The sequence below is a fragment of the Aeromonas bestiarum genome (assembly GCF_000819745.1).
GTDB lineage: Bacteria > Pseudomonadota > Gammaproteobacteria > Enterobacterales > Aeromonadaceae > Aeromonas > Aeromonas bestiarum.
The window spans coordinates 130220-154495 of the sequence record NZ_CDDA01000008.1; the positions used below are offsets into that span (position 1 = coordinate 130220).

Below are 24276 nucleotides of genomic sequence, written 5' to 3' on the forward strand. Positions count from 1 at the left end.
GGGGTGCGAGATTGTACTCGCCCCCACGCCATCATGCAATTTGGCAGGCAATGGTTGCCGGCGCGAGCCGCGAGGAATGTCCGGGCCAGATCAGGCCCAGCGGGAGAGGGGGGAGGGCATGGCGTAGGCGTAGCCCTGCTGGTAGTCGCAGCCGAGCCGGTTGGCTATCTCGATATGTTGCAGGGTCTCGACCCCTTCACACACCACCTTCATGCCGAGCCGCTGCAGGTATTCCACCAGACCGGTCAGCATCTTGAAGGCATGGGGCGTGCGCGCCGCCTGCAGCAGCAGGGAGCGATCCAGCTTGATGATCTCGTAGGGCAGCGCCATCACCCGCTGGAAGTTGCACTCCTGGGTGCCGAAGTCATCGCAGGCGATGTGGGCGCCATGAGCGCGCAGCACCTCGATCAGCGCCCTGTGCTTGCTGTGCAGCGGGGCGTGCTCCAGCACTTCGAACCAGATCTCCATGCCCACCTTGTGCGCCTGGATCAGCACCAGCAGCAAGAGGTTCTGATAGGTCGGGCTGCACAGCGTCGGGTTGAGGTTGATAGAGAGTAGATAGGGGCCAGCCTTCGCCAGGGTCGGCAGATCGCGCATGATGGCCCTGAGCATGACGATGTCCAGATGCAGGGATTCATCCTGGCTGAGGGAGAGAAAGTCGATGCCCTGATAACTCTGCTGCGCCGGCTCCCAGCGCCGGGCCAGTACCTCATAGCCTTTGACCTGACGGTCGCGGCCTATGATCGGCTGGTAAAAGGGCACGGCCACCTCGGCCACCGCCACGGTTGCCATGTCACTCATCGGATACTCTTCTTTGAACGCAAACATGGCACTCACCTGATAGACGGATATGGCTGCGCATAATACAGGAGGGACAGGGGGATGCTCTGTAGGAATCCTCTGATAATGCGGCTGAATTTGCCAAGTCAATATAGGACTATTCTGATTAACTTCCCCCCTGGTTATAAATAGACTGGCTCCAGTGATATGCAGCCAGTTCGTCTTTTGCGAATCAATAATTCTGATAAGACAAACCACTGCATGTAAAAAACAGTCTGGAATCGTCATGAAGAAAATATATTTTATCTTGTCGCTGATATTCAGCGGCAACGCGCTGGCATCGGCCGAAATCAGCATAGGCACGCTTTATGACTATATGTCAGGCCAGCAGAGCACTTATTTGAAGCGCATTCGTAATCAGGGCGATGCCACCGCCTTCGTCAAGGTTGCCATTCACGAGATCACCTACGACGCGGCGGGCCAGCCGCAGGAGTCGGCGGAGCTGACCGAGGGACGCCGGGCGCTGATTGCCAGCCCGTCCCGCATGATTATTCCGGCCAACGGGGTGCAGGCGACTCGGCTGCTGTTTATGGGAGAGCGGGACAAGGAGCGCTATTTCAGGGTCCGTTTTATTCCTGTGTTGCCAAAACAGGAGGATGGGTTCGATCTGGATGCCAATACGGTGCAGGAGAGTCAGCCGCAAGTCTCGGCCGGGGTAAATATATTGACCGGTTTTGGCGCCATTATTTTTGTGATGCCAAAAGAGAGCCGGTTTGATACCCGGTTGATAAAGACAGACACCATGACGACTGTCGTGAATAAAGGCAATGCCACCATAGTGCTGGATTTTTTTGAAGAGTGTGATGGGCGGAAAAAAAACTGTTCCACCCCAAGCAAAATCCATCTGTTGCCAAACATGCAGAAGCAACTGATGAAAAAGAGCGATCACCTTTATCGGTTTGAACTGATTGAGGGTGACAAGAGCAGAAGCATGGTGATTGGTCACTGATGTTTCTTATATCCGAGAGAGGAGAGAGTGATGAAAGTATGGATAGCTGCGCCTCTGGCAATGCTGGTGTCGGCCAATCTGATGGCTGCCGAACGTATTGAGCATCAGGTCACTGTGACCGCCCAGATCCCGACCGAGGCTTTCTATGTGCAGCCGACCGGTGGGGACAACTGGATGAGCACGCCGCAGAAACTGGCCTACAACCCTTATACCAAGAAGCTGGACACGCTGAGCAAGCAGCTGGACGCCAAGAGCACCATAGGCGCGATTAAAGGTTATCTGACCAACCCGGCCGTGATGGCCAGCGGCAATGACAACATCGCCCTGACTGTCAAGATTGGCGGCGTCACCTTGGGTACCACCTCGGCTGAGGTAATGAAGACCGATGATGCCAAGACCGGCAAGTTGCTCGGGCTGGAAGTGATCCCGGCGGATGCCCCGGTCGCCGGCTACAAGCCAGGCAACTACCAGGGGGTGGTGAACATGATATTTGAATCGGAAGCCCCCAAAGGCGGCGCATAAGCCGATGGGTGGAGGCTCCCTGTCGCGGGGAGCCTTTTTGTCTGCGTTTAGAAGAGTGAGACAGGTCGTGCCGTATTTCTCTTTCCTGTTGTTCCTGGTTGTGTTGTGCGTACCTGCCTGGGCCACGGGAGGGCGTATTGCACAACCCCTTGATCTGCTGCAACAAGCAGAAGATTTGCCTGATGGCTTTGCCGATCACTTCTTCGGCGTCCCGCTGGCGGTGCGCATCCTGGTGGATGGGCAGCTGTTGGGGGAAGGCGAGATAGTGCTGGGCAAAGACACCAGCGTGCAACTGCTGGCCCTGACCAGCAGCCACGAGAGTGAGCTGGACGAGCGCACCCGCCAGCGCTGGAGCAAGGTGCTGGCGGCATCCCATCGACTGGGTCCATGTCAGAATCTGTGTGCCGATGAGATATTGGCGCTGGAGTACAGCCTGGAGAACTCCCAGTTGTCGGTGCTGACGGCTGGTGCCGAGAAGGGGCAGCCGCTGACCCGTTATCACAGCCTGCCCAGCGGGGGCAGCTATGGCGCCCTGTTGCGTCACCAGTTGAACCTGACCCAGGGGGAAGGGGATCAGCGCAGTGGCCGTTACAACCTGATGGCGCAGGGCAGCATAGGCCAGTGGACCCCGCTGCTGGAGGGGGAAGTGAGCCAGTCCGGCAGCGGGCAGGTGGCGCAGCATCATGTGCAGCAACTTTATGCCGAACACGAAGGAAGGGGGCACTTCTACCGGTTGGGCTACTTCTCGCCCTATGCCCAGGGGCTGGTACGTCAGCCCACCCTGTTCGGCGGCGGCACCCCGACCGTGCTGGGGGTCATGCTGGGGGACTCCGACACCCTGTTGATAGAGCAGGGCCAGGCCAGTACCACGCCTGTCTATGTCACCCCGAGCCGACCCGGCATGGTCGAGATCTATCGGGATGGGCAGCTCATCAACTCGCAGCAGGTGATCTCGGGTTTGCAGGCGCTGGATACCAAAGTACTGCCCGCCGGCATCTACGAGGTGGAGCTGCGTGTGCTGGAAGATGGTCAGGTGACCGAGCGGCGCAGAGAGATGATCTACAAGCCGATGAACTGGCAAAACCCGGATGAGAGCTGGCGCTTCAACCTGTTTGTGGGCCAGCAGACCCGCTTGTTCAGCAACTGGGAAGAGGACAATGCCCAGCCCCTGAGCAGCGGCGTCATGCTCAACCATCTGCTCACCCCTTCGGTGATTGTCGGGGCATCCAGTCAGTATATCGACCAGCGCTGGCAGCACGGTCTCTCGGCCGACTGGAGCCTGAATGATCAGTGGCGGCTGTTTGGCAACCTGATGGCGACACAGGCGCTGGGCAGCGGCTTCGATCTGCAGGCTTTGTATCACTATGGCGAAGGCAGCCTGGTGCTGAGCCATCAGCAGCAGCGCCAGCAGGGGCAAGTCGGGGAGAGCCGCGACCTCAAGCAGAGCAATCTGTCGTTGCAGCAGCGGCTCGATGAGCACCACTCCGCCAACCTCTATCTGGCACACCAGATGGGGCGGGGGCTGGGGGCCGATCTGGGCTGGCGTTACAACGGCGATCTGCTCGGTCAGACGGTGAGCTGGAACCTGACGGTGTTCGACCGGCCGGGCAGCATCAGTACCGATCATGCGAGGGACAGGGGTGGCATGCTCTCCCTGAGCATGAACTTGGGGGGAGAGCGCAGCCTGCTGGCCATCGGTATTGGCAGCCGAACCTCCCGCTCTGGTGGGCAGGAGCGCAACGCCTCGCTCGGGTACCAGCAGTTGCTGGAGTGGGGCGCCCTGCAGAGCGTGGGTGCCAACCTGACCACCGACAGTTACGGCGTCGGCACGGCGGGCTATGCCAGGTTTCAGGGGGAGTTGGTCAGCGGTGATGCTCACCTGCAATCTTCCTCCTATAACCGGGCGCTGAGCGGGGGGCTCAACCTCGACAGTACCCTGGCGTTTGGTGATGAGGGCAGCCTGACCATGACAGGCCAATCCCAAGGGTACGAGGCGGGCATGATAGTGGACCTGGAGTCCGACATGCCCGAGCTGACCCTGCGTGGCTATGACGATCAGGGTGGCAATATCAAGTTGCGGCCCGGTCGCAACCTGATACCCGTCACTGCCTATCGCAGTGGTGCCGTGCAGCTGGATCTGGCAGAGCACGATGCGCCCTCGGTGAGCATTCGCCCCAACGTGCTGCCCTATCACCTCAACAAGGGTGGGGTGGCCTATCACCAGGTCCGGGTGATGAAGACGGTGACAGTGATAGGGCGCCTGCTGGATGGGCAGGGGGCGCCATTGAAGGGGGCTATGGTGGTCAACCACGCGGGGCGCACCGTCAGCGAGGCAGATGGCTTCTTTGCAGTGGAGATGAGCGAGCGCAATCCCAGCTTGCAGGTGGAGTATCAGGGGTCGCAGCAGTGCGATCTGGCGCTGGACACGGCCCGAGCCGAACGTCAGCAGGAAGTGTTGTTACTGGGCGATCTGATCTGCAGTGCCCAGGCCTGGGCGAGTCAATAAGTTCTTAAAGTAGGAAGAGATAATGAGAGCCGGTGTGATGCATTATTGTTTGTGGCTGGTCGTGCTGCTTGGGTTGCCCGTGCAGGCAGCATCTATCGATGTGACCGCAGAATATAAGCCAGCGGCTTATGAAGTAGGTAGTGCAAAATTTATAAACACAACACCTTGTAATAGTGAGTCTTGGTCAGGATTTTGGTGTAGTGGCACTTCGACAGTAGACCAGTCGCAACCATTATTTATATCAATAACAATAGACCGTGTAGTAAAAAATAATAATAACTTGATAGATGCACTTACTTACCTAGCATTTGTTGGTGCTCGTGATGTTTCTCTTGTTCATCAAAGCAGTGGAAAATCATATCCATTAAAATTTTTTTTTACCAAGATTGGCGCAGGAATGAGTCCGAATATTGCAAAGGAAGCGCTTGTAAAAAATTCAGACTGGTTGGATCACATTGATGGAGATTGTCAGTTCTCTCTGAATACTTTTGCTAGTCCATCTCTGGTTCATTATCTTTATGATATAAAGCCTGAGAATCAGCTGACTGGTGGGGAATGTTATCATAATAAATTCAAAACTACTTTTTCCAGCAAGAGCACTGCTTTATCAAAGATATATCTTGGTTATAAACTACATGCACCTGACCCACTGAAAATGGAGAATGGTGTTTATAAAGGGAGTTTGGTCTTATCAATCGGTCGAAACAAGGATCTAGATTTTGGCAATGGCACTTATTCAGACAATCTGTTAACGATTAATTTTACCATGACAGTTCGTCATCAAATAAAAATGGAGTTTCCCCCTGGCAGTGATAAAGTTGTATTGCAGCCACCTGGTGGATGGCATGACTGGATTTATCGTGGAAAATCATATCAGCCTCCCTATTTGATTGCGGAGTTACCATATCGGCTATGGGCTAGTTCAACGTATAATGTTTGGTTGAACTGTCAATATGTTGATGGTGAATACTGCATGCTAAATAATATTCTCACTGGTCATAAAGCTCGATTTGATGTTATTTATCAGAATGGAGCAAAAGAAGAGTTTGTTTTAAGAGCTATAACAAAAAAACTATTCTCAGGCCAGTCAAAAGATGCAGCGCGTATTCTTATATTCAAGGTAGATAAACCAGCCTTGACCGAGATGATGAAGTCTCCGGGAAGCACTTATAAAGGTAATGTGGCTATTATCTATGATGCTGCAATTTAAGCTGACCGTGACGTGGTCCGGTCAAGGTTCAAGCCAGTCCCTGCTCCTTGGCATAGTGGAACAGGGCACTATCGCTTTGCAGGCCGAGCCGCAGCATGGCGCTCTTTTTCTGGGTGCTGATGGTCTTGACGCTGCGGTGCAGGTACTCGGCCACCTGAGTGACGGACATGCCGCTGGCCAACAGGCGCACAACTTCACTCTCCTTGGGGGTAAGTTGCACCAGGCTGGTCTGGTGATCCAGGCCCGCTTCGGCCAGCAGGGTTTTCACCGAACTGCCGATATAGCTGTGTCCGGATAATATCTGGCGAATGGCATCGGATAATTCGCTGATCACCGCTTTTTTGAGCAGGACACCGCTCACCCCCAATTGGATCAGTGACTGCAAGATACCGGCATTGTGGATCTGGGTCAGCACGATAATAGGCAGGGTAGGATAATCTCGTTTCAATTGCTGGATCATGGTCAGCCCATCGCTGCGTTCATCTCCTGGCATGCTGAAATCGGTGATCAACAAATCGCAGCTATGTTGCTGCAATGTGTTTAAGAGTTCGGAGACTTGATGCGCCTCGGCAACAACCTCGCAACCAGGTTGATTGTGTGCAATAAGGCTGCGGATCCCGGTCAGTATGAGCGGATGGTCGTCGGCAAGAATGATCTTGAAAGACATAGGTGAGCCCCATATAAAACGGTGAATAATATTTAAACTATCAAACATTCCATTTCTATACTACTTTGCGCCCCGCATTTTTTCGAGCGTTTATATGATGTCACCTTTTTCAGGATTGACACTATGAGGTGTCCCCTCGTGACGATATTTCGATGCATAATCGTCATATTGGTATTTAATATCTGCATATTTTGCCAGCCACTCCAGGCTGCTAACAAGTCAGCTATGCCGGTAATAAAAGCCGGATTGTTGGTGGGCGGCTGGGGGCCATTTCAGCAGTGGGATGGACATAATGGCAGCGGCTTCAGTGTCGAGCTGATCAGCATCTTGGCCAGAAATCTTGATTACCGAATTGAGTGGAAAGTCTACCCCGACTGGAACCGGTTATATGCGGCCAGTTGTCGTGGTGAGGTCGATATTTTGCTGGATGCTTTTCGTGCGGAAGAGCGGGAATGTATTTCATACACGCGTCCTTATTATTCGTCACCAACCGTGGTCGTGGTGCGCCATGATTCCCCTTTCTTTCGTGATGTCAGTGGCTTGAATCAATCTCGCATCGCCATCGAAGCCGGTTTTCTGACCGAAAAACTGGTCAGGATCCATTATCCCGATGTCTCCCGCATTCTGTTTCAGGACTCCAGCTCGGCCTTGCAGGCTGTGCTGGACAAACAGGCCGATGCCTATATCGGCAACCTGCATGTCACCAATCAATTTATTGCCCGGCACCCCGAACTGGCTGTGGTGGCCCAGTCCCCTTTGTTGATGGAGAGCCTCTATCTGGGCATCAGCAATCATAAGTCCAGGTTGGGGGTCCGCTTTGATACGGCCATTCAGGCGCTGACGGTGGAGCAGCGCAGTACCCTGGAGCAGCGCTGGCTGGGTGACAACAGCCTGAGTTTTCTGGGCCACAGTGCTTTTTTGCTGCGGCCCGATGAGCGGGAGTGGCTCTCTCATTTACCGCCGTTGAAGTTGGGCTTTATCCAGGGCTGGATGCCTTTTTCCTATACGGACAGCCAAGGCAAGGTAGCAGGTCTTATCGGTGACTATCTTGCGCTGTTCAAGGACAAGCTGGGGCTGGTGTATCTCTACGATGCGGATCAAAGCTGGCCCGAGCTGCTGCAGGCGCTGCTGCATCAGGAGGTGGATCTGACCATCATTCCCACCCGCATCAACCGCCAGATGCTGGGTTGGCAGCTGAGTCAGCCCATTACCTCCTTTCCCGTGGTCATCGCCATGGCCCGTGGTAGCACCACCATTGGTGGCATTGCCGAACTGGCGGGCAAGCATCTGATCGTGACTGACAGCATGCTGACCGCAGGGCTGAAGGCACGTATTCCGGACATCCGGATCACAGTGGTGCCCGGCCCGGAGGAGGGGCTGGCCATGGTGGCGGCAGGGGCTGGGGATGCCTATATGGGCAATCTGGTTGTGATATCACGGCTTATCAATGAGCGGTTCGATGACAGCCTGCATATAGTGGCACCCACTCCGTTCAAGGATGAGCTGGCGGTGGCGGTGCGCGAACCCTATACCCCCTTGTTGCCGCTGATCAATCGGGTGCTGGCCAGCATGAGCGACAAGGAGCGCCAGCAGATCCGCAATACCTGGCTGGCAGTGAACTACAGCGAAGGCATTCCGTGGCAAAAGCTGATCCGTACCCTGATCCCCGTCGGTGCCGGTATCACCTTGTTTATCCTCGCGCTCTCCATCGCTTATTGGCGCTTGCGCCAGGAGATTTTGCGCCGTCGTCAGGTGGAGGCAGCCCTGGCGCGGGCCAAGGAGCTCGCCGAGCTTGCGGCCAGCAAGAAGGCTGAATTTCTGGCCACCATGAGCCACGAAATCCGTACCCCCATGAATGGCATAGTCGGCATGGCGGAGCAGTTGAGCTTTACATCGCTCGATCTGGAGCAACGGCAGATGGTGGCCATCATCAACCAGGGGGCGGACGGGCTGCTGCAACTGATCGGCAACGTACTGGATTACTCCAAGCTGGATGCGGGCAAGATGAGGTTGGCACCCACCAGCTTCCTGCTGCGCGAGCTTATCGACAACGTGCTGACCATGACCAGCAGCGAGGTGCTGCGCAAGGATTTGCAGATCTATCTGCGTGTCGATGACGAGGTGGGCGCCCGTTTTTGTGGCGATGTGTTGCGCCTCAAGCAGGTACTGTTCAACCTCGTCAGCAATGCCATCAAGTTCACCGAGCGCGGTTTCATCGAACTGTCGATCAGGCTGGAGAAGCAAACGGACGGAGAGCAGCAGTTGCTGCTCGGGGTGCAGGATACCGGCATCGGCATGAGCGCCGAGGTGCAGGCCCGCATCTTCAACGCCTTTGAGCAGGCCGATGGCGCTACTACCCGCAGCTATGGCGGAACCGGGCTGGGTCTCAGCATCAGCCATACCCTGGCCGAGCTGATGGGGGGGGATCTCAGGCTGGAAAGCGCCCCCGGGCTTGGAACCTGTATCGGGCTGTCGGTCACGCTGCCGCTGGAACAGCGGCGTGAACATGATCCCATGCTCGCCGGCTTGAGCGCTTTCATGGCGCTGGCCGATGGCAAGCTGCGCCATACCTTGCGACTGCACCTGCTGTCGCTGGGCGTGCAGATAAGCGATGACCCGCAGACGGCCGATCTGGTCTTTGGCGATGTCGCGAGTCAACCGGATAACCGCATCTGTATCGCGCCGCTGGGCAATACCCTGGGGTATCAGTGGCGGGAGGGGCAGTTCTGGCTCAACAGCAATCCCCTGACCTGGCAGGCGGTGCGGGAGGTCTGCTATCGCCAGCTTGGTTGGGGCGAGCAACTGCTACCCGATCATCTCGCGGTCGAGCCAGCCATTGCCCCATTGCCTGGTCGTTTGCTGGTGGTCGAGGATCATCGCATCAACCAGGTGCTGGTGCAGCGTCAGCTCAGGCAGCTGAATCTGGTGTGCGATCTGGCCGAGAATGGTCAGCAGGCGCTTGCCATGCTGGCAGAGCATAGCTATGACCTGATCCTGTGTGATTGCCAGATGCCGGTGATGGATGGCTATGACTTTACCCGCCAGGTGCGTGCTACCGAGGGGCTGGCGCGGCTCCCCATCATTGCCATGACGGCCAATGTGATGCCGGAACAGGCGCAGCGTTGCCTGGCGGCAGGCATGAACGATGTGCTGGGCAAGCCAGTGCTGCTGGACGGGCTTCGCCAGATGCTGACGAAGTGGCACATGTTGCCGGCCCCCAGGCTGCTCGATCCCGCATCACTGCAAAGTTTCTTCGGGGTAGGGGCACCGTTTGAGCAGATGTTGACCCTGTTTCGCCAGGAGCTGGAGCAATCCCTGGCGCTGGTGCATGACGACGACAAGGCGCTGGCGAACTGGGTGCACCGTCAGGCTGGCACCATCTCCATGATGATGGTGAGCGATCTGGCACAGCAAGCCTGGCATCTGGAGGAGAAGATCCGCAGGGAGGGGGCCGGGCAGTGTGAAGCCGAGCTGGCCGACTTCAGGGCCCTGTTGCAGCAGATTGTCGATGAGCTGACCGTCTTGCTTGCCCTGTCTTGAGAGGGAATATCAGCGGGAGACGGCGCCTAGATAGGAGATCATGGGTTCCCTGCCCGGGTCGATCGCGTGCACGGCTTGCGCCAGCCAGGCCCAGTCGAGCAGGGGTTTATCCGCCTTGAAGCGCTGATAAGCCAGTCCCTGATCGACGGTCAGGAACAGAGTCGTCGGCAGGCCGATGCGATTGGTGTAGCGCACCATGACCTCGCCTCGATAGCTGGCCAGCCGCTGCCGCAACTGTGGTAGCGTCAAGCCGTTTGCCTGTCCCGTCTCATCCCAAATCTCAAACATGGCGATCCATGACTCCGAACTGTGTGAGCACTACTGTTTCCAAAAAGAATAGCTGATGCAATTGTCAGATCTGACAGTGTCAAATGGAGTCATTTTTACAAAGCAAAAACCCGGCTCTGGGCCGGGTCTTTTAAATGATGGTGGAGGGAGAAGGATTCGAACCTTCGAAGGCAGAGCCGTCAGATTTACAGTCTGATCCCTTTGGCCGCTCGGGAACCCCTCCACAGGGGCAAAGCATAGGTTATTCAGCCATTGCAATCGGGAAAATGGTGGAGGGAGAAGGATTCGAACCTTCGAAGGCAGAGCCGTCAGATTTACAGTCTGATCCCTTTGGCCGCTCGGGAACCCCTCCACGGGGTATTTCCTGATTGTCACTACTATTGCACTTGAATGGTGGAGGGAGAAGGATTCGAACCTTCGAAGGCAGAGCCGTCAGATTTACAGTCTGATCCCTTTGGCCGCTCGGGAACCCCTCCCCAAGTGCGAGGCGCATACTATCAGATCCGGCAGCTTTGTGAACCCCTTCTGGTGATATCTGGCGACAAAAAAGTGCGAGTCGGTCATTTTTTGATATCTTTCGCTCATTTTTCATCCTTATCAACGACTTCTATGTCGATTCCCGGCATGAATGCGGCGAGAGACCCGTGCCGGCAGGCACTGATGGGGCGGGTGGGCCATGTGCGACTCCTCAGCATTTTCTACTGAAAATATGGCCTCATCTTGTAACTGTGATGGTTGACCGGTTCACGGATGGACATTGCTGCTGCACCATTTTACTCTCGCCATGTTATTCAACTGTTAACATGGACTGTGGACTCTTCTATGCAGGCTCTCGATATCGCCGTGTTGCGCGGCCAGTTTCCCGCCCTCAATCAACTGGTTGATGGCAAGACCCCCATCTTCTTCGACGGCCCGGGCGGCGCTCAGGTGCCTCGGCCCGTGCTCACGGCCATGACCGACTATCTCGGCCACTTCAACGCCAACCTGGGTGGTCCCTTCTTCTCGGCCCGCGCCACGGAGCAGCAGGCGCAGCGAGCAAGGCAGGCCGTGGCGACCCTGCTGGGGGCGGATCGGGCTGAAGAGATCGTCTTTGGTGCCAACTTCACCACTCTGACGTTTGCGGTCAGCCGTGCCCTGTCTCGGGAGTGGCAGGCGGGGGACGAGATCATCGTCAGCGCGCTGGATCACTATTCCAACGTGTCGAGCTGGCAGCAGGCGGCGGCCGATCGCGGCGTTGTGGTGCATCAGGTGCGGGTGGATGTGGCGAGCGGCGGGCTCGACTATGCGCATCTGCTGACGCTGCTGGGCCCCAAGACCCGGCTGGTGGCGGTCACTGCGGCATCCAATACCACGGGCACTCTGGTCGATATTCCCCGCATTGCCGATGCCGTGCACGGGGTCGGGGCTCTGCTGTATGTGGATGCGGTCCACTTTGCGCCCCACGAGCGCATCGACGTGCAGGCCTGGGATTGTGATTTCCTCGGCTGCTCCGCCTACAAGTTCTTCGGCCCGCACCTCGGCATCCTGTATGGCAAGCACCGTCATCTGGAACGGTTCACGCCCTACAAAGTCGAACCGGCCAAGAATGTGGCGCCCTACAAGTGGGAGACTGGCACCCAGAACTGGGAAGCCCTGGCCGGGGTGGAGGCGACGGTCGAATATCTGGCTTCGCTGTCCGGGCTGGACGCCGCCGAACATGATCTGGAGGCGCGTCTCGATATGGCATTTGCCCGCAGCCGGGCCCATGAGCAGCAGCTCGGCGCCCATCTGCTGGCCAGGCTGGCCGAACGGCCCTGGTTCACCCTGCACGGCATCAACGACAGTCAGGGGCGCACCCCGACCTTCGCCATCACCTCGAGCCGCCATACGCCGACCGAGATGGCCGAGTATCTCGGCCAGCATCAGGTATGCAGCTGGGCCGGCCACTTCTATGCGCTGGCGCTGGTGGAACAGTTGGGGGTGAGTGAGGGAGTGTTGCGGGTGGGCTGCATGCACTACAACACGCAGGCCGAGATCGATCGGCTGTTCGCTCTGCTCGATGACATGCCGTATTAAAACAGCACAGCCCGGGGATGCCGGGCCGTGTCGCCTCATATGTCTGCTGCCTGCTAGCGACCCACTATGGCGTGGTGAATATCCTGCAGTGGCAGTATGTGGCGGGCGGCCCCGAGCTTGATGGCCTCCTTGGGCATGCCGAACACCACGCAGGAGGCCTCATCCTGGGCGAAGGTGTTGGCGCCCGCCTCCAGCATCTCTCTTAGCCCGCGCGCACCATCATCCCCCATTCCCGTCATTATGATGCCGGTGGCATTGCCACCGGCAAACTTGGCCACGGATCGAAACAGCACATCCACCGAGGGGCGGTGACGGTTGATGAGGGGGCCGTCCATCACATCGACGTGATAGTAGGCGCCGCTGCGCTTGAGCAGCATGTGCTTGCCCCCCGGCGCTATGAGCGCCAGACCCGGAATGACCCTGTCATTGCTCTTCGCCTCCCTGACTTCGATCTGGCATATGTTGTTGAGCCGCTCGGCGAAGGAGGCGGTGAACTTCTCCGGCATGTGTTGCACTATGACGATGCCGGGACAGACGCGAGGCAGGGTCGTCAGCACGGCTTCCAGCGCCTGGGTGCCGCCGGTGGAGGTGCCGATCGCCACGATCCGCTCCGTGGTCTGGGCCATTGCATGCTGGCTGGCCGCGGGCATGATAGCGTCGGCGTTGAGTTTGGCGGCGACTGTGGCCACAGGCGCCTTGCCCAGTCGTTTGACATTGGCCTGGGCAGCGGCGCGCACCGCCATGGCCAGCGCTTGCGCCGACTCCTGCAGAAAGCTTTTGAGGCCGATCGTGGGCTTGGTGATGATGTCCACTGCGCCGGCGGCCATGGCCTGCAGCGTGGTTTCCGCCCCCTTCTCGGTGAGGGAAGAGCAGATCACCACTGGGGTGGGGTGCTCGGCCATGATCTTGGTGAGAAAGGTGATGCCATCCATGCGCGGCATCTCCACATCCAGCACTATCACGTCGGGCCACTCTTTTTTCAGCTTCTCCAGTGCAAACAGCGGGTCAGACGCGGTGGCAATCACCTTGATATCAGGCTCCTGTTCCAGAATGGCCTGCAATACCTGCCTGACCACGGCGGAGTCATCCACCAGCATGACCTTGATCTGTTTCATAGCCCAGTTCCCTTAACGATGTGGCAGCCGGTGATGGCGTACCCAGACATTGCCGTTGGCCAGTTCAAAAATCAGGCTTCTGTGTCCTGCATGTCCGAGATGATGAGCCTTGATCGACAGCCCTAGGTGCTGCGTCAGTTGCCAGGCCGCCTTGATGTTTTTAATGGCCACATTCATGGTGTTGAGTGTCTGCTGTTCGATAAACATGTTGCCGCCGCCGAACAACTTGACCTCGTATTCGTGAATGGGGGCGGGGTACTTGCTTATTTCATTGATAAACAACTGGATTGCCTCATCCGCATAGCGGCCATCCAGCCCGTCATCGTTGTGGCCACGGCTGGGTAGCATGTAGTGGCACATGCCACCCCGTTTCTGCTCAGGGTGCCACATGGTAATGGCCACGCAGGAGCCCAGATGGGTGCGGATGATGGTGTCGTCCTGACCAAAAAAGAACTCTCCCGGTTGCAGCACTATCTCTTTCATCTTGAAACCCTCAGGGTTTCAGATAGATGGAGGGCGACACCAGTTGCAAACCGTGGGGCAGGCCGTTCAGGCTCTCCGCATGGCTGACGATGAGGTAGCCTCCCTTCTTCAAGCGCGGCACCAGGCGCTGCAGCACCTGCCCCTTGGTTTCCCGATTGAAATAGATCATCACATTGCGGATCAGAATGATGTCGAACATGCCGATGTCGGGCAGCTCCTGATTCAGGTTGATGTGATGAAATTGCACCTTGTCCCGGAGTTTTCGATCGATGATGAAGGTCCCCTCCTGAAAGCCGACGCCCTTCAGGCAGTACTTCATCAGGAAGGAGAGTGGAATATTATGGGCCCGCTCGATGGGATATTGCCCCGATCTGGCCTGCTCCAGCACCCGGGTCGAGATATCCGAGGCAATCACCTCCCAATTGCCCTGGCTCAAGGTGTCGGCCAGCGTCATGGCCAGACTGTAAGGTTCTTCGCCGGACGAGCTGGCCGCGCTCCAGATGCGCACCGCCCGCTCTTTTGGCTGTCGTGCCAGCACCTTCTCGCTGAGAAATTCGAAGTGCTTTGGCTCCCGGAAAAAGTAGGTCTCGTTGGTGGTGAGCAGATCCAGCGCGATCTGCAGCTCTGGCCCCCGGTTGTTCATGATCAGGCTGAAATAGTCGCCATAGCTCTCCAGTTCGTAGTGACAGAGCCGTTTTGACAGTCGGCTGGCAACCAGCGCCTTCTTCGCCGGTGACAGATCTATGCCCGCCGTTTGGTGGATCCAGCGTTGAAACTGCGTAAATTCATCATCATGCAACTGGGTCTGATACACGGACGGACTCCCTGTGGTGATAGGAGCGTACCGGGTGAGCCACGCTCACCCGGTACCTTGCTTAGAACCGGACAAAATCAGCGTCGTTGTGGGGGCGAGGGGAGCCATTGAAGCCATCTTGTCCATTGCCGTCGGTGATGAAACGCCCTCGGGTCGCGGCCCGGGGAGCTGTGGCCTTCTGACCCGTGCCGCCCTTGTGTTGCTCCAGGGTAAAGAACTCCATGGCCAGTTGCAGTTGCTCGGCCTGGCTGCTCATCTCCTCTGCCGTGGCCGCCAGCTCCTCGCTGCAGGAGGCATTCTGCTGGGTCACCTGGCTCAGCTGATTCATGGCGATGTTGATCTGGCTGACGCCGGTGGATTGCTCGGCGGAGGCGGCGCTGATCTCCTGCACCAGATCCGAGGTCTTGTTGATGGAGGGCACCATCTGATCGAGCAGGCGGCCCGCTTTTTCCGCCATGTCGACGCTGCTGGAAGCCAGTTCGCCTATCTCCTGGGCCGCTACCTGGCTGCGCTCCGCCAGTTTGCGAACCTCGGCGGCGACCACTGCGAAGCCCTTGCCGTGATCCCCCGCGCGGGCGGCTTCGATGGCGGCGTTGAGGGCCAGCAGATTGGTCTGGTAGGCGATGTCATCTATGATGCCGATCCGTTTGGCAATCTGCTTCATGGCATCGACCGTGAGCTTGACCGCCTCGCCCCCTTCCACCGCCTCCTTGGCCGCCTTGCTGGCCATGCCGTCCGTGACCTGGGCGTTGTCTGTGTTCTGGTTGATGCTGGCACTCATCTGCTCGATGGAGGCGCTGGTCTCTTCCATGCTGGATGCCTGTTCACTGCTCGACTGGCTGATGGATTGGGCGGTGGCGCTGACTTGTTCCGAGGCGCTGGAGAGGTTGTCGGACGCGCTCCTTACCTCGGTCACTATGTTGGTCAGCGAGATGATGGTTTGATTGAGGGAGTCCTTGGTGGTGCCAAATACCCCGGGGTAGTCGGCCACGATCGTCTGGGTCAGATCCCCCCGCGCCAGGCATTGCACCACCCGGATCACGTCGTTGAGACTGGTGTCTATCACCTCTGCGATGCGGTTGATGCCTTCTCCCAGAGTCTGGAAGAAGCCACTCTTGCCCACCAGATCCATGCGTCTGTGCAGCTCCCCGTTGATCACCGCCTGCACTATTTCCGACATCTCCCGCTCGATCGCGACCTCCTTGGTGCGATCAGACCACTCGACCACAGATCCCAGCCGCTCGCCATCGTCGCTGAACACCGGGTTGGCAATGAGCGAGAAGGTGCGTCCACCGAGCAGGATCTGGGTCTTGTAGGTGTTGTTCAGCTTGGCCAGCATGCTGCGCTGATGGCCGGGATTCTTGTGGAAGCTGTCAATGTTGGCCCCCATCAGGGTGGACGAATTGAAGCTGAAGAGTTCCTTCCTGATGTCGGACTCGGCCAGGCTCAGCATCTCTTTGACCGACTCGTTCATGTAGATGATGTTCAAATCTGTGTCGGCAATCATCACGTTGGTAGTGGCACCATCCAGCGCCCTCTTGACTCGCAGGCTCTCGGCGGCGGCGAGCTTGGCCGCGGCGTTGGCCGCTTTCACCTCATTCTCGATGGCGATCTCCTTGGTGCGATCGGCCCACTCCACCACTGAACCGAGCCGCTCCCCGCTGTCATTGAAGACAGGGTTGGCGATCAAGGAGAAGATGCGGCCACCGACCGAGATCTGCGCGCGGTAGGTCTTGTCCAGCTTGGCCAGCATGCTGCGCTGGTGGGACGGATCCTTGTGAAAGGTATCTATGTTCTTGCCCATCAGCTGTCTGGTGTCGAAGTTGGGCAGATCCTTGCGGATGTCGGATTCCGCCTGCCCCAGCATGGCGAGCACGGCTTCATTCATGTAGACGATGTCGAGGTTGGTATCGGCGATCATCACATTGGTCGAGGCGCCATCCAGTGCCTTGCGTACCCGCAGGTTCTCGTCATACAGGGCCTGGTTTGCGCTGATGGCCGCCAGCCCGCTGCTGAGCCGCTGGCCCAGCAGCGTGATGACCTGGTTGAACTCCTGACAGAGTTCCCGCAGCGGGCCGTCCAGTGTGGCCAGTTCCAGCAGGGTCGGTTGTTCACCCTGCGCGATCCCCTGCGAAATGGTGCGAGTGGCGCCGATCAACTGGGTCAGTTGTGCTTGTTGCAAGGTATGAGCGCTACCGTTGCCGAAGAGATTGCCAAAGAATGATTGAGTCATGGGCCTTATCCTTGTGCGACATGTCATTGCTGTGTGGAGTGAGCGACACTCTCGTTGTTGTTGACGCCGGGGTTATGGCGTTGGCTGTCTCTGCTCCTGCAGCCGTTCCTGCTGCTGGGTCAGTTCACTGAGCTGTGTCATCTCGTCGATGGAGAGTACCTTCTCGGTATTGATGAGGATGACGAACTTGCCGTTCACCTTGCCCATGCCGCTGATGAAGTCGGCCCGGATGCGGGCGCCAAAACTGGGTGGCGGCTCTATCTCGTTGCAGGGAATGGTCAGCACTTCCGAGACCGAATCCACCACGACCCCTATGTCCTGATTGCCGTGCTCGGGATCATCCGGGTGCATTCCTTCGATGATGACGATGCAACTGCGACGGGTGATGCTGGAGGGGGCATTGCCAAAGCGGGCGTTGAGATCCACCACCGAGACCACGGCACCCCTGAGGTTGATCACGCCGCGGATGAAGCTCGGCATCATGGGGATGGGGGTGATGTTGCCGTATTCGATGATCTCCTTGACCCCGAGAATGTTGATGGCAAACATCTCACCCTTGATCAGGAAGGTCAGGTACTGGGCATCGCCCTGATTGTCATGAGCCAGCGTGACTGGCTGTGGGACCACTTCGGTTGACATGCTCATGAGTCTCTCCGGTTAAAAGCGGACAAAATCGGCTTCGTCAACCTGGGGTTGCGGTGCCGTATTGCCGTGCAGCGGGTGTTGGGCAGGCATGACAAACTTGCCTCTGGGGGGGGCGCCCCTGTGCGTGCCCTCGCTGAATTTTGAGGGCCTGACCAGGTTCTCCAGCGAGAAGAAGTCCATGGTCTGCTGCAGTTCATTGGCCTGGGAGCTCATCTCCTCGGCGGTGGCGGCCAGCTCCTCGCTGCTGGCAGCGTTCTGCTGGGTCACCTGATTGAGCTGGTTCATGGCCATGCTGATCTGGTTCGCCGCGCTGGCCTGCTCGCCGGACGCCGCGTTGATCTCCTGGACCAGATCGGATGTCTTGCGAATGGAAGGCACTATCTTGTCGAGCAGGCTGCCCGCTTTCTCTGCGGTATCGACGCTGCTGGAGGAGAGTTCCCCTATCTCCTGGGCCGCAATCTGGCTGCGCTCTGCCAGTTTGCGCACCTCTGCGGCCACCACCGCAAAGCCCTTGCCGTGTTCGCCGGCGCGGGCCGCCTCTATGGCGGCATTGAGCGCCAGCAGGTTGGTCTGGTAGGCGATGTCATCGATGATGCTGACTTTGCGGGCTATCTGTTGCATCGCCGCCACGGTTTGCTGTACCGAGCGGCCCCCTTCGGTCGCTTCGAGGACGGCGCTGCTTGCCATGTTGTCGGTCACCTTGGCGTTGTCCGTGTTCTGGTTGATGCTGGCACTCATCTGCTCTATGGAGGCGCTGGTCTCTTCCACGCTCGCGGCCTGTTCACTGGTAGCCTGACTCAGGGACTGGGCCGTGGTGCTGACCTGGCTGGAGGCGTTGGTGAGGTTGTCGGCGGCGTTGCGTACCTCTTCAATGATGGCCGTCAGGGCGTCTATGGTGCTGTTGAGACCATCCTTGGTCTGACCAAAAATCCCCGGGTAGGGCTGATCTATCTTCTGGGTGAGATCCCCCCGCGACAGGGCGGTGGCGATGCGCATGACATCCTTGAGGCTGGTATCTGTGACGTTGGACAAGCGGTTCAGCAGCTCTGACAAGCGCTTGATATAACCCTGCCGATCGTCCAGCGCTATCTTGTAGCTGAAATCCCCCTGCTCGACGGCGGCAGTGACCAGGGTTTCGATGTCGTTGATGAGGGCCGTCAGCTTGTTGACCATGTTTTGCATGGCCATCAAGAGTTGGCCCGCCTCATCGTTGGCCCCTATGGTGATGGTGACGTCGAGGTTGCCCTCCGCCAGATGGTTGGCCACCTGCAGCGCCTGATTGATGGGGGCTATGATGCTGCGGATGAGCACTATGCCAAACCAGGCCGCGGCCACTATGCCCGCCGTGACCACCACCATCATGGTGAGCAGCATGGCGTCGTACCAGGATTGAGCCTGTTCATATTCGGCTTTGGCCACATCGAGTTGCAGACTGACCAGCTCGGTTATCTTGTTGCCTATGGGATCGATGGAGCCGTAAAGCTTGCCGTCAAAATCATTGAGGCTGCCGGCGATGACGCCGCGCTGGGTCGCGAGAAACTGCTCCAGCCGGGTGATGTCGCGATCCGCCGCGCTGAACAGGGTGCCCGCCTCGGCCGACAGTTTCTGCTCGGCTGCGGTCAGCTTGGTGGACTGATAACGCTGCCACTCCTGCTTGATCTGCTGCTGGGCCCGCTGGATCTGTTGCAACGCTTCTTCGGCGCTGATGAGGCCTGCATTGGCCTTGTTGACGTTGTCGATGACGGCGACGGCGTAGTTGTCTGAGATGGTTTTCAGCTGTTTGAGCGGCACCACGCGGTCGTTATAAACCCGCTGCAGGCCCTGGTTGCTGCTCTGCATGTTGTAAAGTCCCAACCCGCCGACGCCCAGCAGCAGCACGCATAGCAGGCAGAGCAGTATGGTGAGTCGCATTTTAATGGTGGAGTTTCTGAACATGACGGGCTCCTGGCGTTAATTGACTCTTGGTTGAGTTTGCTGGCGAGGAAGGGCGTACTGACTCAGCTGGCTCAGTTCCTGATCGATGGCATGTTGAATGAGGGAGGGAATATCCAGGATGAGGGCAACCTCGCCGCCGCCCAGAATGGTGGAGCCGCTGATCCCTTGCAGGCGTTGAAACAGCTTGCCGAGCGGCTTGATCACGGTCTGAAATTCCCCCAGCAATTCATCGACCACCAGCCCGGACTTCTTGCCGCCGTGACTGACGACCACTATGTTTTCCCTGCGTCCTCTCGCCCCTTCGACATCGAAGTAGTGCTGGAGCCGGACGAACGGCAGCACCTCGCCGCGCAGGTTGAGGTAGTTGCGCCCCTGGGTATCGGCCAGTGCACTCTGGGTCAGCTCCACGCACTCGATCACCATGTCGAGGGGGATGACGTAATGGGTGGTGCTGACCCGGACCAGAAAGCCGTCGATGATGGCCAGGGTCAATGGCAGCCGGATCTGCACCCGGGTGCCTTGTCCGGGCTTGCTGTCCAGCTCGACGCTGCCGCGCAGGGCCTGGATATTGCGTTTGACCACGTCCATGCCGACTCCTCTACCCGAGAGATTGGTGATTGTCTCTGCGGTGGAGAAACCAGGCTCGAAGATGAGCTGGTAGATCTCCTGATCCGTCAACACCGCATTGGCGGCGACCAGGCCCCGCTCTTGCGCCTTTTGCAGAATTTTTGCCTGGTTGAGGCCGGCGCCATCGTCCTTGATCTCGATGACGATACTGCCGGAGTCATGATAGGCATTGAGGGTCAAGGTACCCTTCGCCGGTTTGCCGGCGGCGAGGCGCTGCCCCGCCGATTCGATGCCGTGATCCATGGAATTGCGAACCAGATGCATCAGGGGATCGCCTATTTTTTCCACCACGGATTTGTCGAGTTCGGTGTCACCGCCTGTGATGACCAGTGCAATGTCCTTGTTCAGTTCGTGGCTGACGTCGCGCACGACGCGCTGGAAACGGTTGAAGGTGTCTCCGATGGGCACCATGCGCAGGCGCAGGGCGCCATCCCGGATCTCCTCGACCAGCATGGCGATGGTGGAGTTTGCCTCCTGCAGCTGGCTGTCCCGAGAGCGCTGGGCCAGCAGGCTGGCGCCCGAGCTGGCGACCACCAGCTCGCCGACCAGATTGATCAGATCATCCAGCTTGTCGGCATGCACCCGGACGTAGCGCCCCTCCTTGGTTTTATTCTCCTTGTTCTGGTGTTGTTTCTTGAGCGCCGCATCCACGACCACCTCGTTGACTGCGCCCTGGGCAATCAGGATCTCCCCCAGCTTGCTGCTGTCAGTCTGCGGGCTGTCATGTTGGGTTTGCAGGCCGAGCACCAGCTCGCTGGCGGTCAGCGCCCCTGTTTTGACCAGCAATTGCCCCAGCATGTCGTTGTCTTCTGGCAGGTCATGGATGAGCGCTATGTACTCGGCCAGCTTGCTGTGAGGGGGCAGTATGGTGATGCGGCAGTCATCGCGAACGAATTCGAATACATCGCTCAAGGCTCCTTTGTCGGCCTGGGTGTCGACATCAAGCTCATAACCGAGATAGCAGCTCTCGGGATCGAAATGTTCCCAGTCGGGCAGGGCGTCGTGAAGGGTTTCGATGGCGCAGAGGGTGCCCATGGTGCCGAGGTAGCGCAGAAACGAGGCGGGATCCATGCCATTGCGCAGCACATCCGGGCCAAAGCGCAGGGAGATGTGCCACAGCGAGGTGGCGCTGACATGACCCTCTTCCTTGCTGACCGGCTCTGAGTCTGCGGATGGGGTACATTCCGGCAACCCGGTCTGGCGTGCCGTCTGATGGCGCGCCAGATTGAGCCGCAACTGGGAGTCCAGTGCCTGTTCGTCATCCCCCAGTGATGCTCCCTGCTCTGCGACCAGACGGACCAGCCGTTCGATGTGATCCCGGCTCTCCAGCAGATCCTTGATAAGCGTCGTGGTGATCGCCAGTTGTTGATTGCGCACCTGATCGAGCAAGTCTTCGACTATGTGGGTGAAGCTGACGATGGGCTGCAAGCCAAACAGGCCGGCGGAGCCCTTGATGGTGTGTGCCGCCCGGAAGATAGCGCCTATCAGCTCGCTGTTGTCCGGGTCGTTTTCCAGCGTCAGCAGGGCGGACTCCATCTCTTCCAGCAGTTCGCGTGCCTCGGCTATGTAGGTTTGCAGGGCCTGATCAAGATTGATGCTCACGAATGACTCCTTGTCGCTGGGATTGCCTAGCCGTGATCAGCGTGGGGCATGAGAGTGGGATCGCCAAAGAAGGCTGCCAGCTGGCACAGCTCCAGCGCGTCGAGCACCGCATGGCTGTGCATGATCAGGTGCAGCGGATAGCCGCTCTGTTGCGCCGTTTTCTTGGCAGCCAGCAACAGCTGCAAGCCGGCGCTGTCCATCTCGGACACCTGGGACAGATCCAGCTCAAGCGCTTGCTGGCGGTAGAGCAGGGGGGTGAGTGCCAGCTTGAGTTCGGCGGCTGTGTAAATGGTCATCTCCCCCGATAACTTGACCAGCGTCTTGTGTTCACCCGTCTCTATGTGCAGCGGCATGGGTGGCTCCTGACTCAGGGCATGATGAGCTTGGCGACGGCCGCCAGCATCTGATCGGGCTGAAATGGCTTGACCACCCAGGCTTTGGCCCCTGCCGCCTGTCCCTCCTGCTTCTTGCTGTCCTGGGATTCCGTGGTCAGCATGATGACGGGGGTGAACTTGTAGCTGGCCAGTTTCTTGGCCTCCTTGACGAAGCTGATGCCATCCATGTTCGGCATGTTGACGTCGCTGATGATGAGATTGATCTTCTTGCCGTCGAGTTTCCTGAGGGCATCCTTGCCATCGCAGGCTTCCATCACCTCGTAACCGGCTCCCTTGAGCGTCATGCCGACGACTTGGCGAATGGTTGCCGAGTCATCCACGATCAGGACTGTTTTAGCCATATCTGTCTCCTAGAAAAAAGTAACGTCTGCACTGCTGGAGGAATTCATCATGGGTTGCTGGCGGCGGCCATGATGAATGTTGCGTTGTTCATCAGTGGCATAGGAGAGTTCCATGTCTGCCAGCCAGCTCTCCGCATCTATCTGGATGGGGCCGGACTGGTGTGTTCTGTTGCGTGATGAAATCAGGTGGTCATTGAGGCTGTCCATGTTCTGGCGTACATGGTTGAGGATTTGACTGACCCTATCCTGGAACTGTAACGAAACGATGACATCGGAGATCTCGCGGTGGATCCCCGAGCTTTCGCTCTGCAGCAGGGCAGCCGACTCCGCCAGGCTGGTGGTGGCCATGCGAAAGCGCTCCAGCACCTGCTCGATGGCGTGCTCCGAGTCACTGACGGCGGCTTGATCCCGTGCGGCTGCACTTTCTGCTATCTGGAAGGCGCGGCCAATACCGGTATTGATGGTGTCGACCTTGTCCGTCATCTTCTGGGCCGTTTCGCTGGAGAGGCGCGACAGGGTGCGCACCTCATCGGCCACCACGGCGAAGCCGCGACCTGCCTCGCCAGCCCGAGCCGCTTCTATGGCGGCATTGAGCGCCAGCAAGTTGGTCTGGGAGGCAATCTTGGCCACGTCGAGCGCCATGGTATTGAGCTCTATGGTGTAGGCGGTAAGCGTCTTGATCTCCGCCAGCATGGCATCGCGATTGGCTTGCGCGGAGTGCATGATGGCGAGCACCTGGTTGAGCTGGGCCTGGCTCTCGGCCAGTACGGCGGCCATGCCCGCCGATTTTGTCCCTCCCAGATCGCCGGCGGCATCGTGAGAGGCGGCTACCGCCTCTTCCAGCTTGGTGGTGAGCCCGGCGAAGCGCTGGGTTAGATCGATCATGGCTCCTTCGGTCTGCTGACGGGAGCTCTCAATCTGCTGTGACCAGATGGGGACGGCTTTCTCGCACACTTGCTCGAGCCCGATGATGGAGTGGCTGAGCTGGGCGGCAGACCAGGTATGGGCAGCCTCCTCGTCGTGATGGCTCGCCGCCGGCTTGCCGTGATAGTGATGGGAGCACCAGAGGGCTGCGCCCAGTGCCAGCACGCCGTTGGCCAGCAGATAAGGCAGCGGGCTGCCTGCGAGAGTCAGCAGCAGGGTGCTGAGCAGGCCTGTGCCCAGACAGCATGCCCAACTCACTGGGTCCCAGAATGCAATGGTCTCTGCCGTCTTGTGATCTGTCATACGCAAACTCATCCCTGCACGTGAGTCGGGGCGGGAACAAGCTGCTATCCCACTGGTGACAGAGAGGATGATCCACGCCCGAACCCGTTAGTTACAAATGGCTCAGTAAGGTTAGCGCAAAAAAATAACTTGGTTACAAATCGGTCCTGTTCGGGGGGATCTACTGATAAAACTGGAATATGGAGGCTGCAGACGGGGCTCTGGCTAGACGAGAGCGCGGTGAAGTGGCGGATAACGAAGCGTGGGGATAGCGCGGAGGCAAGCGCAGACAAAAAGGAGCCT

The 24276-nt window shown here is 58.1% G+C and carries 19 protein-coding genes and 3 tRNA genes; 6 read left to right on the forward strand and 16 right to left on the reverse strand.

The window, feature by feature from the left end:
- Nucleotides 1-90: 90 nt before the first annotated feature.
- Entirely contained in the window at nucleotides 91-828 is a 738-nt protein-coding gene (locus BN1118_RS04230; RefSeq protein ID WP_043554692.1) for an EAL domain-containing protein, read from the reverse strand.
- Nucleotides 829-1066: 238 nt separating this feature from the next.
- Between BN1118_RS04230 and BN1118_RS04235 the strand changes: the two genes are divergently transcribed.
- The 4 genes from BN1118_RS04235 to BN1118_RS21565 all read left to right on the forward strand — a co-directional run bounded on the left by BN1118_RS04235 (nucleotide 1067) and on the right by BN1118_RS21565 (nucleotide 6027).
- Nucleotides 1067-1789 carry a hypothetical protein gene (locus BN1118_RS04235; RefSeq protein ID WP_043554693.1) on the forward strand — a complete coding sequence of 241 codons (723 nt, stop codon included), beginning with the start codon at nucleotides 1067-1069 and terminating at the stop codon, nucleotides 1787-1789.
- A gap of 30 nt (nucleotides 1790-1819) precedes the next feature.
- The gene (locus BN1118_RS04240; RefSeq protein WP_043135071.1) at nucleotides 1820-2311 is read left to right on the forward strand and encodes a CS1 type fimbrial major subunit; all 492 of its coding nucleotides are present in this window, start codon (nucleotides 1820-1822) and stop codon (nucleotides 2309-2311) included.
- 67 nt (nucleotides 2312-2378) lie between these two features.
- Complete coding sequence (locus BN1118_RS04245) at nucleotides 2379-4817, forward strand: fimbrial biogenesis outer membrane usher protein (RefSeq protein ID WP_043554694.1); 2439 nt, start codon at nucleotides 2379-2381, stop codon at nucleotides 4815-4817.
- A gap of 22 nt (nucleotides 4818-4839) precedes the next feature.
- Nucleotides 4840-6027: a hypothetical protein gene (locus BN1118_RS21565; RefSeq protein ID WP_156994816.1), complete on the forward strand. Its 1188-nt coding sequence runs from the start codon at nucleotides 4840-4842 to the stop codon at nucleotides 6025-6027.
- Between the two features lie 28 nt (nucleotides 6028-6055).
- Here the strand turns inward: BN1118_RS21565 and BN1118_RS04250 are convergent, their stop codons facing one another.
- Entirely contained in the window at nucleotides 6056-6742 is a 687-nt protein-coding gene (locus BN1118_RS04250; RefSeq protein ID WP_244463573.1) for a response regulator, read from the reverse strand.
- A gap of 75 nt (nucleotides 6743-6817) precedes the next feature.
- Here BN1118_RS04250 and BN1118_RS04255 point away from each other — a divergent pair, with 75 nt between their 5' ends.
- Entirely contained in the window at nucleotides 6818-10234 is a 3417-nt protein-coding gene (locus BN1118_RS04255) for an ATP-binding protein (protein WP_043554696.1), read from the forward strand.
- A gap of 9 nt (nucleotides 10235-10243) precedes the next feature.
- On the opposite strand, the gene BN1118_RS04260 is transcribed toward BN1118_RS04255, so the two are convergent.
- The 4 genes from BN1118_RS04260 to BN1118_RS04275 all read right to left on the reverse strand — a co-directional run bounded on the left by BN1118_RS04260 (nucleotide 10244) and on the right by BN1118_RS04275 (nucleotide 10998).
- A complete protein-coding gene (locus BN1118_RS04260; protein WP_043554697.1) occupies nucleotides 10244-10522 on the reverse strand; it encodes a hypothetical protein in 279 nt (92 codons plus the stop codon).
- Between the two features lie 138 nt (nucleotides 10523-10660).
- Nucleotides 10661-10745 (reverse strand) — tRNA-Tyr (locus tag BN1118_RS04265).
- 44 nt (nucleotides 10746-10789) lie between these two features.
- A tRNA-Tyr gene (locus BN1118_RS04270) sits at nucleotides 10790-10874 on the reverse strand.
- A 39-nt stretch (nucleotides 10875-10913) separates the two neighbouring features.
- A tRNA-Tyr gene (locus BN1118_RS04275) sits at nucleotides 10914-10998 on the reverse strand.
- A gap of 346 nt (nucleotides 10999-11344) precedes the next feature.
- Here BN1118_RS04275 and BN1118_RS04280 point away from each other — a divergent pair.
- The gene (locus BN1118_RS04280; RefSeq protein ID WP_043554698.1) at nucleotides 11345-12577 is read left to right on the forward strand and encodes a cysteine desulfurase-like protein; all 1233 of its coding nucleotides are present in this window, start codon (nucleotides 11345-11347) and stop codon (nucleotides 12575-12577) included.
- A gap of 53 nt (nucleotides 12578-12630) precedes the next feature.
- Here BN1118_RS04280 and BN1118_RS04285 read toward each other — a convergent pair whose 3' ends face one another.
- The 10 genes from BN1118_RS04285 to BN1118_RS04330 form a co-directional block, all read right to left on the reverse strand.
- Nucleotides 12631-13692, reverse strand: coding sequence for a protein-glutamate methylesterase/protein-glutamine glutaminase (locus tag BN1118_RS04285; protein ID WP_043554699.1), 1062 nt, complete (start codon nucleotides 13690-13692; stop codon nucleotides 12631-12633).
- Nucleotides 13693-13704: 12 nt separating this feature from the next.
- Nucleotides 13705-14175 (reverse strand): chemoreceptor glutamine deamidase CheD, encoded by a 471-nt coding sequence (gene cheD, locus BN1118_RS04290; RefSeq protein WP_043135062.1) that lies wholly within the window; start codon nucleotides 14173-14175, stop codon nucleotides 13705-13707.
- 10 nt (nucleotides 14176-14185) lie between these two features.
- Nucleotides 14186-14989, reverse strand: a complete 804-nt coding sequence (locus BN1118_RS04295; protein WP_043554700.1) for a CheR family methyltransferase — start codon at nucleotides 14987-14989, stop codon at nucleotides 14186-14188.
- A gap of 61 nt (nucleotides 14990-15050) precedes the next feature.
- Nucleotides 15051-17222 carry a methyl-accepting chemotaxis protein gene (locus tag BN1118_RS04300; RefSeq protein WP_043554701.1) on the reverse strand — a complete coding sequence of 724 codons (2172 nt, stop codon included), beginning with the start codon at nucleotides 17220-17222 and terminating at the stop codon, nucleotides 15051-15053.
- 72 nt (nucleotides 17223-17294) lie between these two features.
- Nucleotides 17295-17867: a chemotaxis protein CheW gene (locus tag BN1118_RS04305; protein ID WP_043554702.1), complete on the reverse strand. Its 573-nt coding sequence runs from the start codon at nucleotides 17865-17867 to the stop codon at nucleotides 17295-17297.
- A 12-nt stretch (nucleotides 17868-17879) separates the two neighbouring features.
- The gene (locus tag BN1118_RS04310; protein ID WP_043554703.1) at nucleotides 17880-19802 is read right to left on the reverse strand and encodes a methyl-accepting chemotaxis protein; all 1923 of its coding nucleotides are present in this window, start codon (nucleotides 19800-19802) and stop codon (nucleotides 17880-17882) included.
- 15 nt (nucleotides 19803-19817) lie between these two features.
- Nucleotides 19818-22031, reverse strand: coding sequence for a chemotaxis protein CheA (locus BN1118_RS04315; RefSeq protein ID WP_043554704.1), 2214 nt, complete (start codon nucleotides 22029-22031; stop codon nucleotides 19818-19820).
- A gap of 26 nt (nucleotides 22032-22057) precedes the next feature.
- A complete protein-coding gene (locus BN1118_RS04320; RefSeq protein WP_043554705.1) occupies nucleotides 22058-22384 on the reverse strand; it encodes an STAS domain-containing protein in 327 nt (108 codons plus the stop codon).
- A gap of 14 nt (nucleotides 22385-22398) precedes the next feature.
- A complete protein-coding gene (locus BN1118_RS04325; protein ID WP_042867032.1) occupies nucleotides 22399-22767 on the reverse strand; it encodes a response regulator in 369 nt (122 codons plus the stop codon).
- Nucleotides 22768-22776: 9 nt separating this feature from the next.
- The gene (locus BN1118_RS04330; protein WP_043554706.1) at nucleotides 22777-23994 is read right to left on the reverse strand and encodes a methyl-accepting chemotaxis protein; all 1218 of its coding nucleotides are present in this window, start codon (nucleotides 23992-23994) and stop codon (nucleotides 22777-22779) included.
- Nucleotides 23995-24276 lie beyond the last annotated feature (282 nt).

What these genes read in the sequence shown, in the direction of transcription:
- BN1118_RS04240 (WP_043135071.1), top strand. Translation starts at nt 1,820, where the DNA reads ATGAAAGTATGGATAGCTGCGCCTCTGGCAATGCTGGTGTCGGCCAAT.
- BN1118_RS04320 (WP_043554705.1), bottom strand. Translation starts at nt 22,384, where the DNA reads ATGCCGCTGCACATAGAGACGGGTGAACACAAGACGCTGGTCAAGTTA.
- BN1118_RS04310 (WP_043554703.1), bottom strand. Translation starts at nt 19,802, where the DNA reads ATGTTCAGAAACTCCACCATTAAAATGCGACTCACCATACTGCTCTGC.
- BN1118_RS04305 (WP_043554702.1), bottom strand. Translation starts at nt 17,867, where the DNA reads ATGAGCATGTCAACCGAAGTGGTCCCACAGCCAGTCACGCTGGCTCAT.
- BN1118_RS04280 (WP_043554698.1), top strand. Translation starts at nt 11,345, where the DNA reads ATGCAGGCTCTCGATATCGCCGTGTTGCGCGGCCAGTTTCCCGCCCTC.
- BN1118_RS04285 (WP_043554699.1), bottom strand. Translation starts at nt 13,692, where the DNA reads ATGAAACAGATCAAGGTCATGCTGGTGGATGACTCCGCCGTGGTCAGG.
- BN1118_RS04250 (WP_244463573.1), bottom strand. Translation starts at nt 6,742, where the DNA reads ATGTTTGATAGTTTAAATATTATTCACCGTTTTATATGGGGCTCACCT.
- cheD (WP_043135062.1), bottom strand. Translation starts at nt 14,175, where the DNA reads ATGAAAGAGATAGTGCTGCAACCGGGAGAGTTCTTTTTTGGTCAGGAC.
- BN1118_RS04260 (WP_043554697.1), bottom strand. Translation starts at nt 10,522, where the DNA reads ATGTTTGAGATTTGGGATGAGACGGGACAGGCAAACGGCTTGACGCTA.
- BN1118_RS04230 (WP_043554692.1), bottom strand. Translation starts at nt 828, where the DNA reads ATGTTTGCGTTCAAAGAAGAGTATCCGATGAGTGACATGGCAACCGTG.
- BN1118_RS04255 (WP_043554696.1), top strand. Translation starts at nt 6,818, where the DNA reads ATGAGGTGTCCCCTCGTGACGATATTTCGATGCATAATCGTCATATTG.
- BN1118_RS04300 (WP_043554701.1), bottom strand. Translation starts at nt 17,222, where the DNA reads ATGACTCAATCATTCTTTGGCAATCTCTTCGGCAACGGTAGCGCTCAT.
- BN1118_RS04325 (WP_042867032.1), bottom strand. Translation starts at nt 22,767, where the DNA reads ATGGCTAAAACAGTCCTGATCGTGGATGACTCGGCAACCATTCGCCAA.
- BN1118_RS04235 (WP_043554693.1), top strand. Translation starts at nt 1,067, where the DNA reads ATGAAGAAAATATATTTTATCTTGTCGCTGATATTCAGCGGCAACGCG.
- BN1118_RS21565 (WP_156994816.1), top strand. Translation starts at nt 4,840, where the DNA reads ATGAGAGCCGGTGTGATGCATTATTGTTTGTGGCTGGTCGTGCTGCTT.
- BN1118_RS04330 (WP_043554706.1), bottom strand. Translation starts at nt 23,994, where the DNA reads ATGACAGATCACAAGACGGCAGAGACCATTGCATTCTGGGACCCAGTG.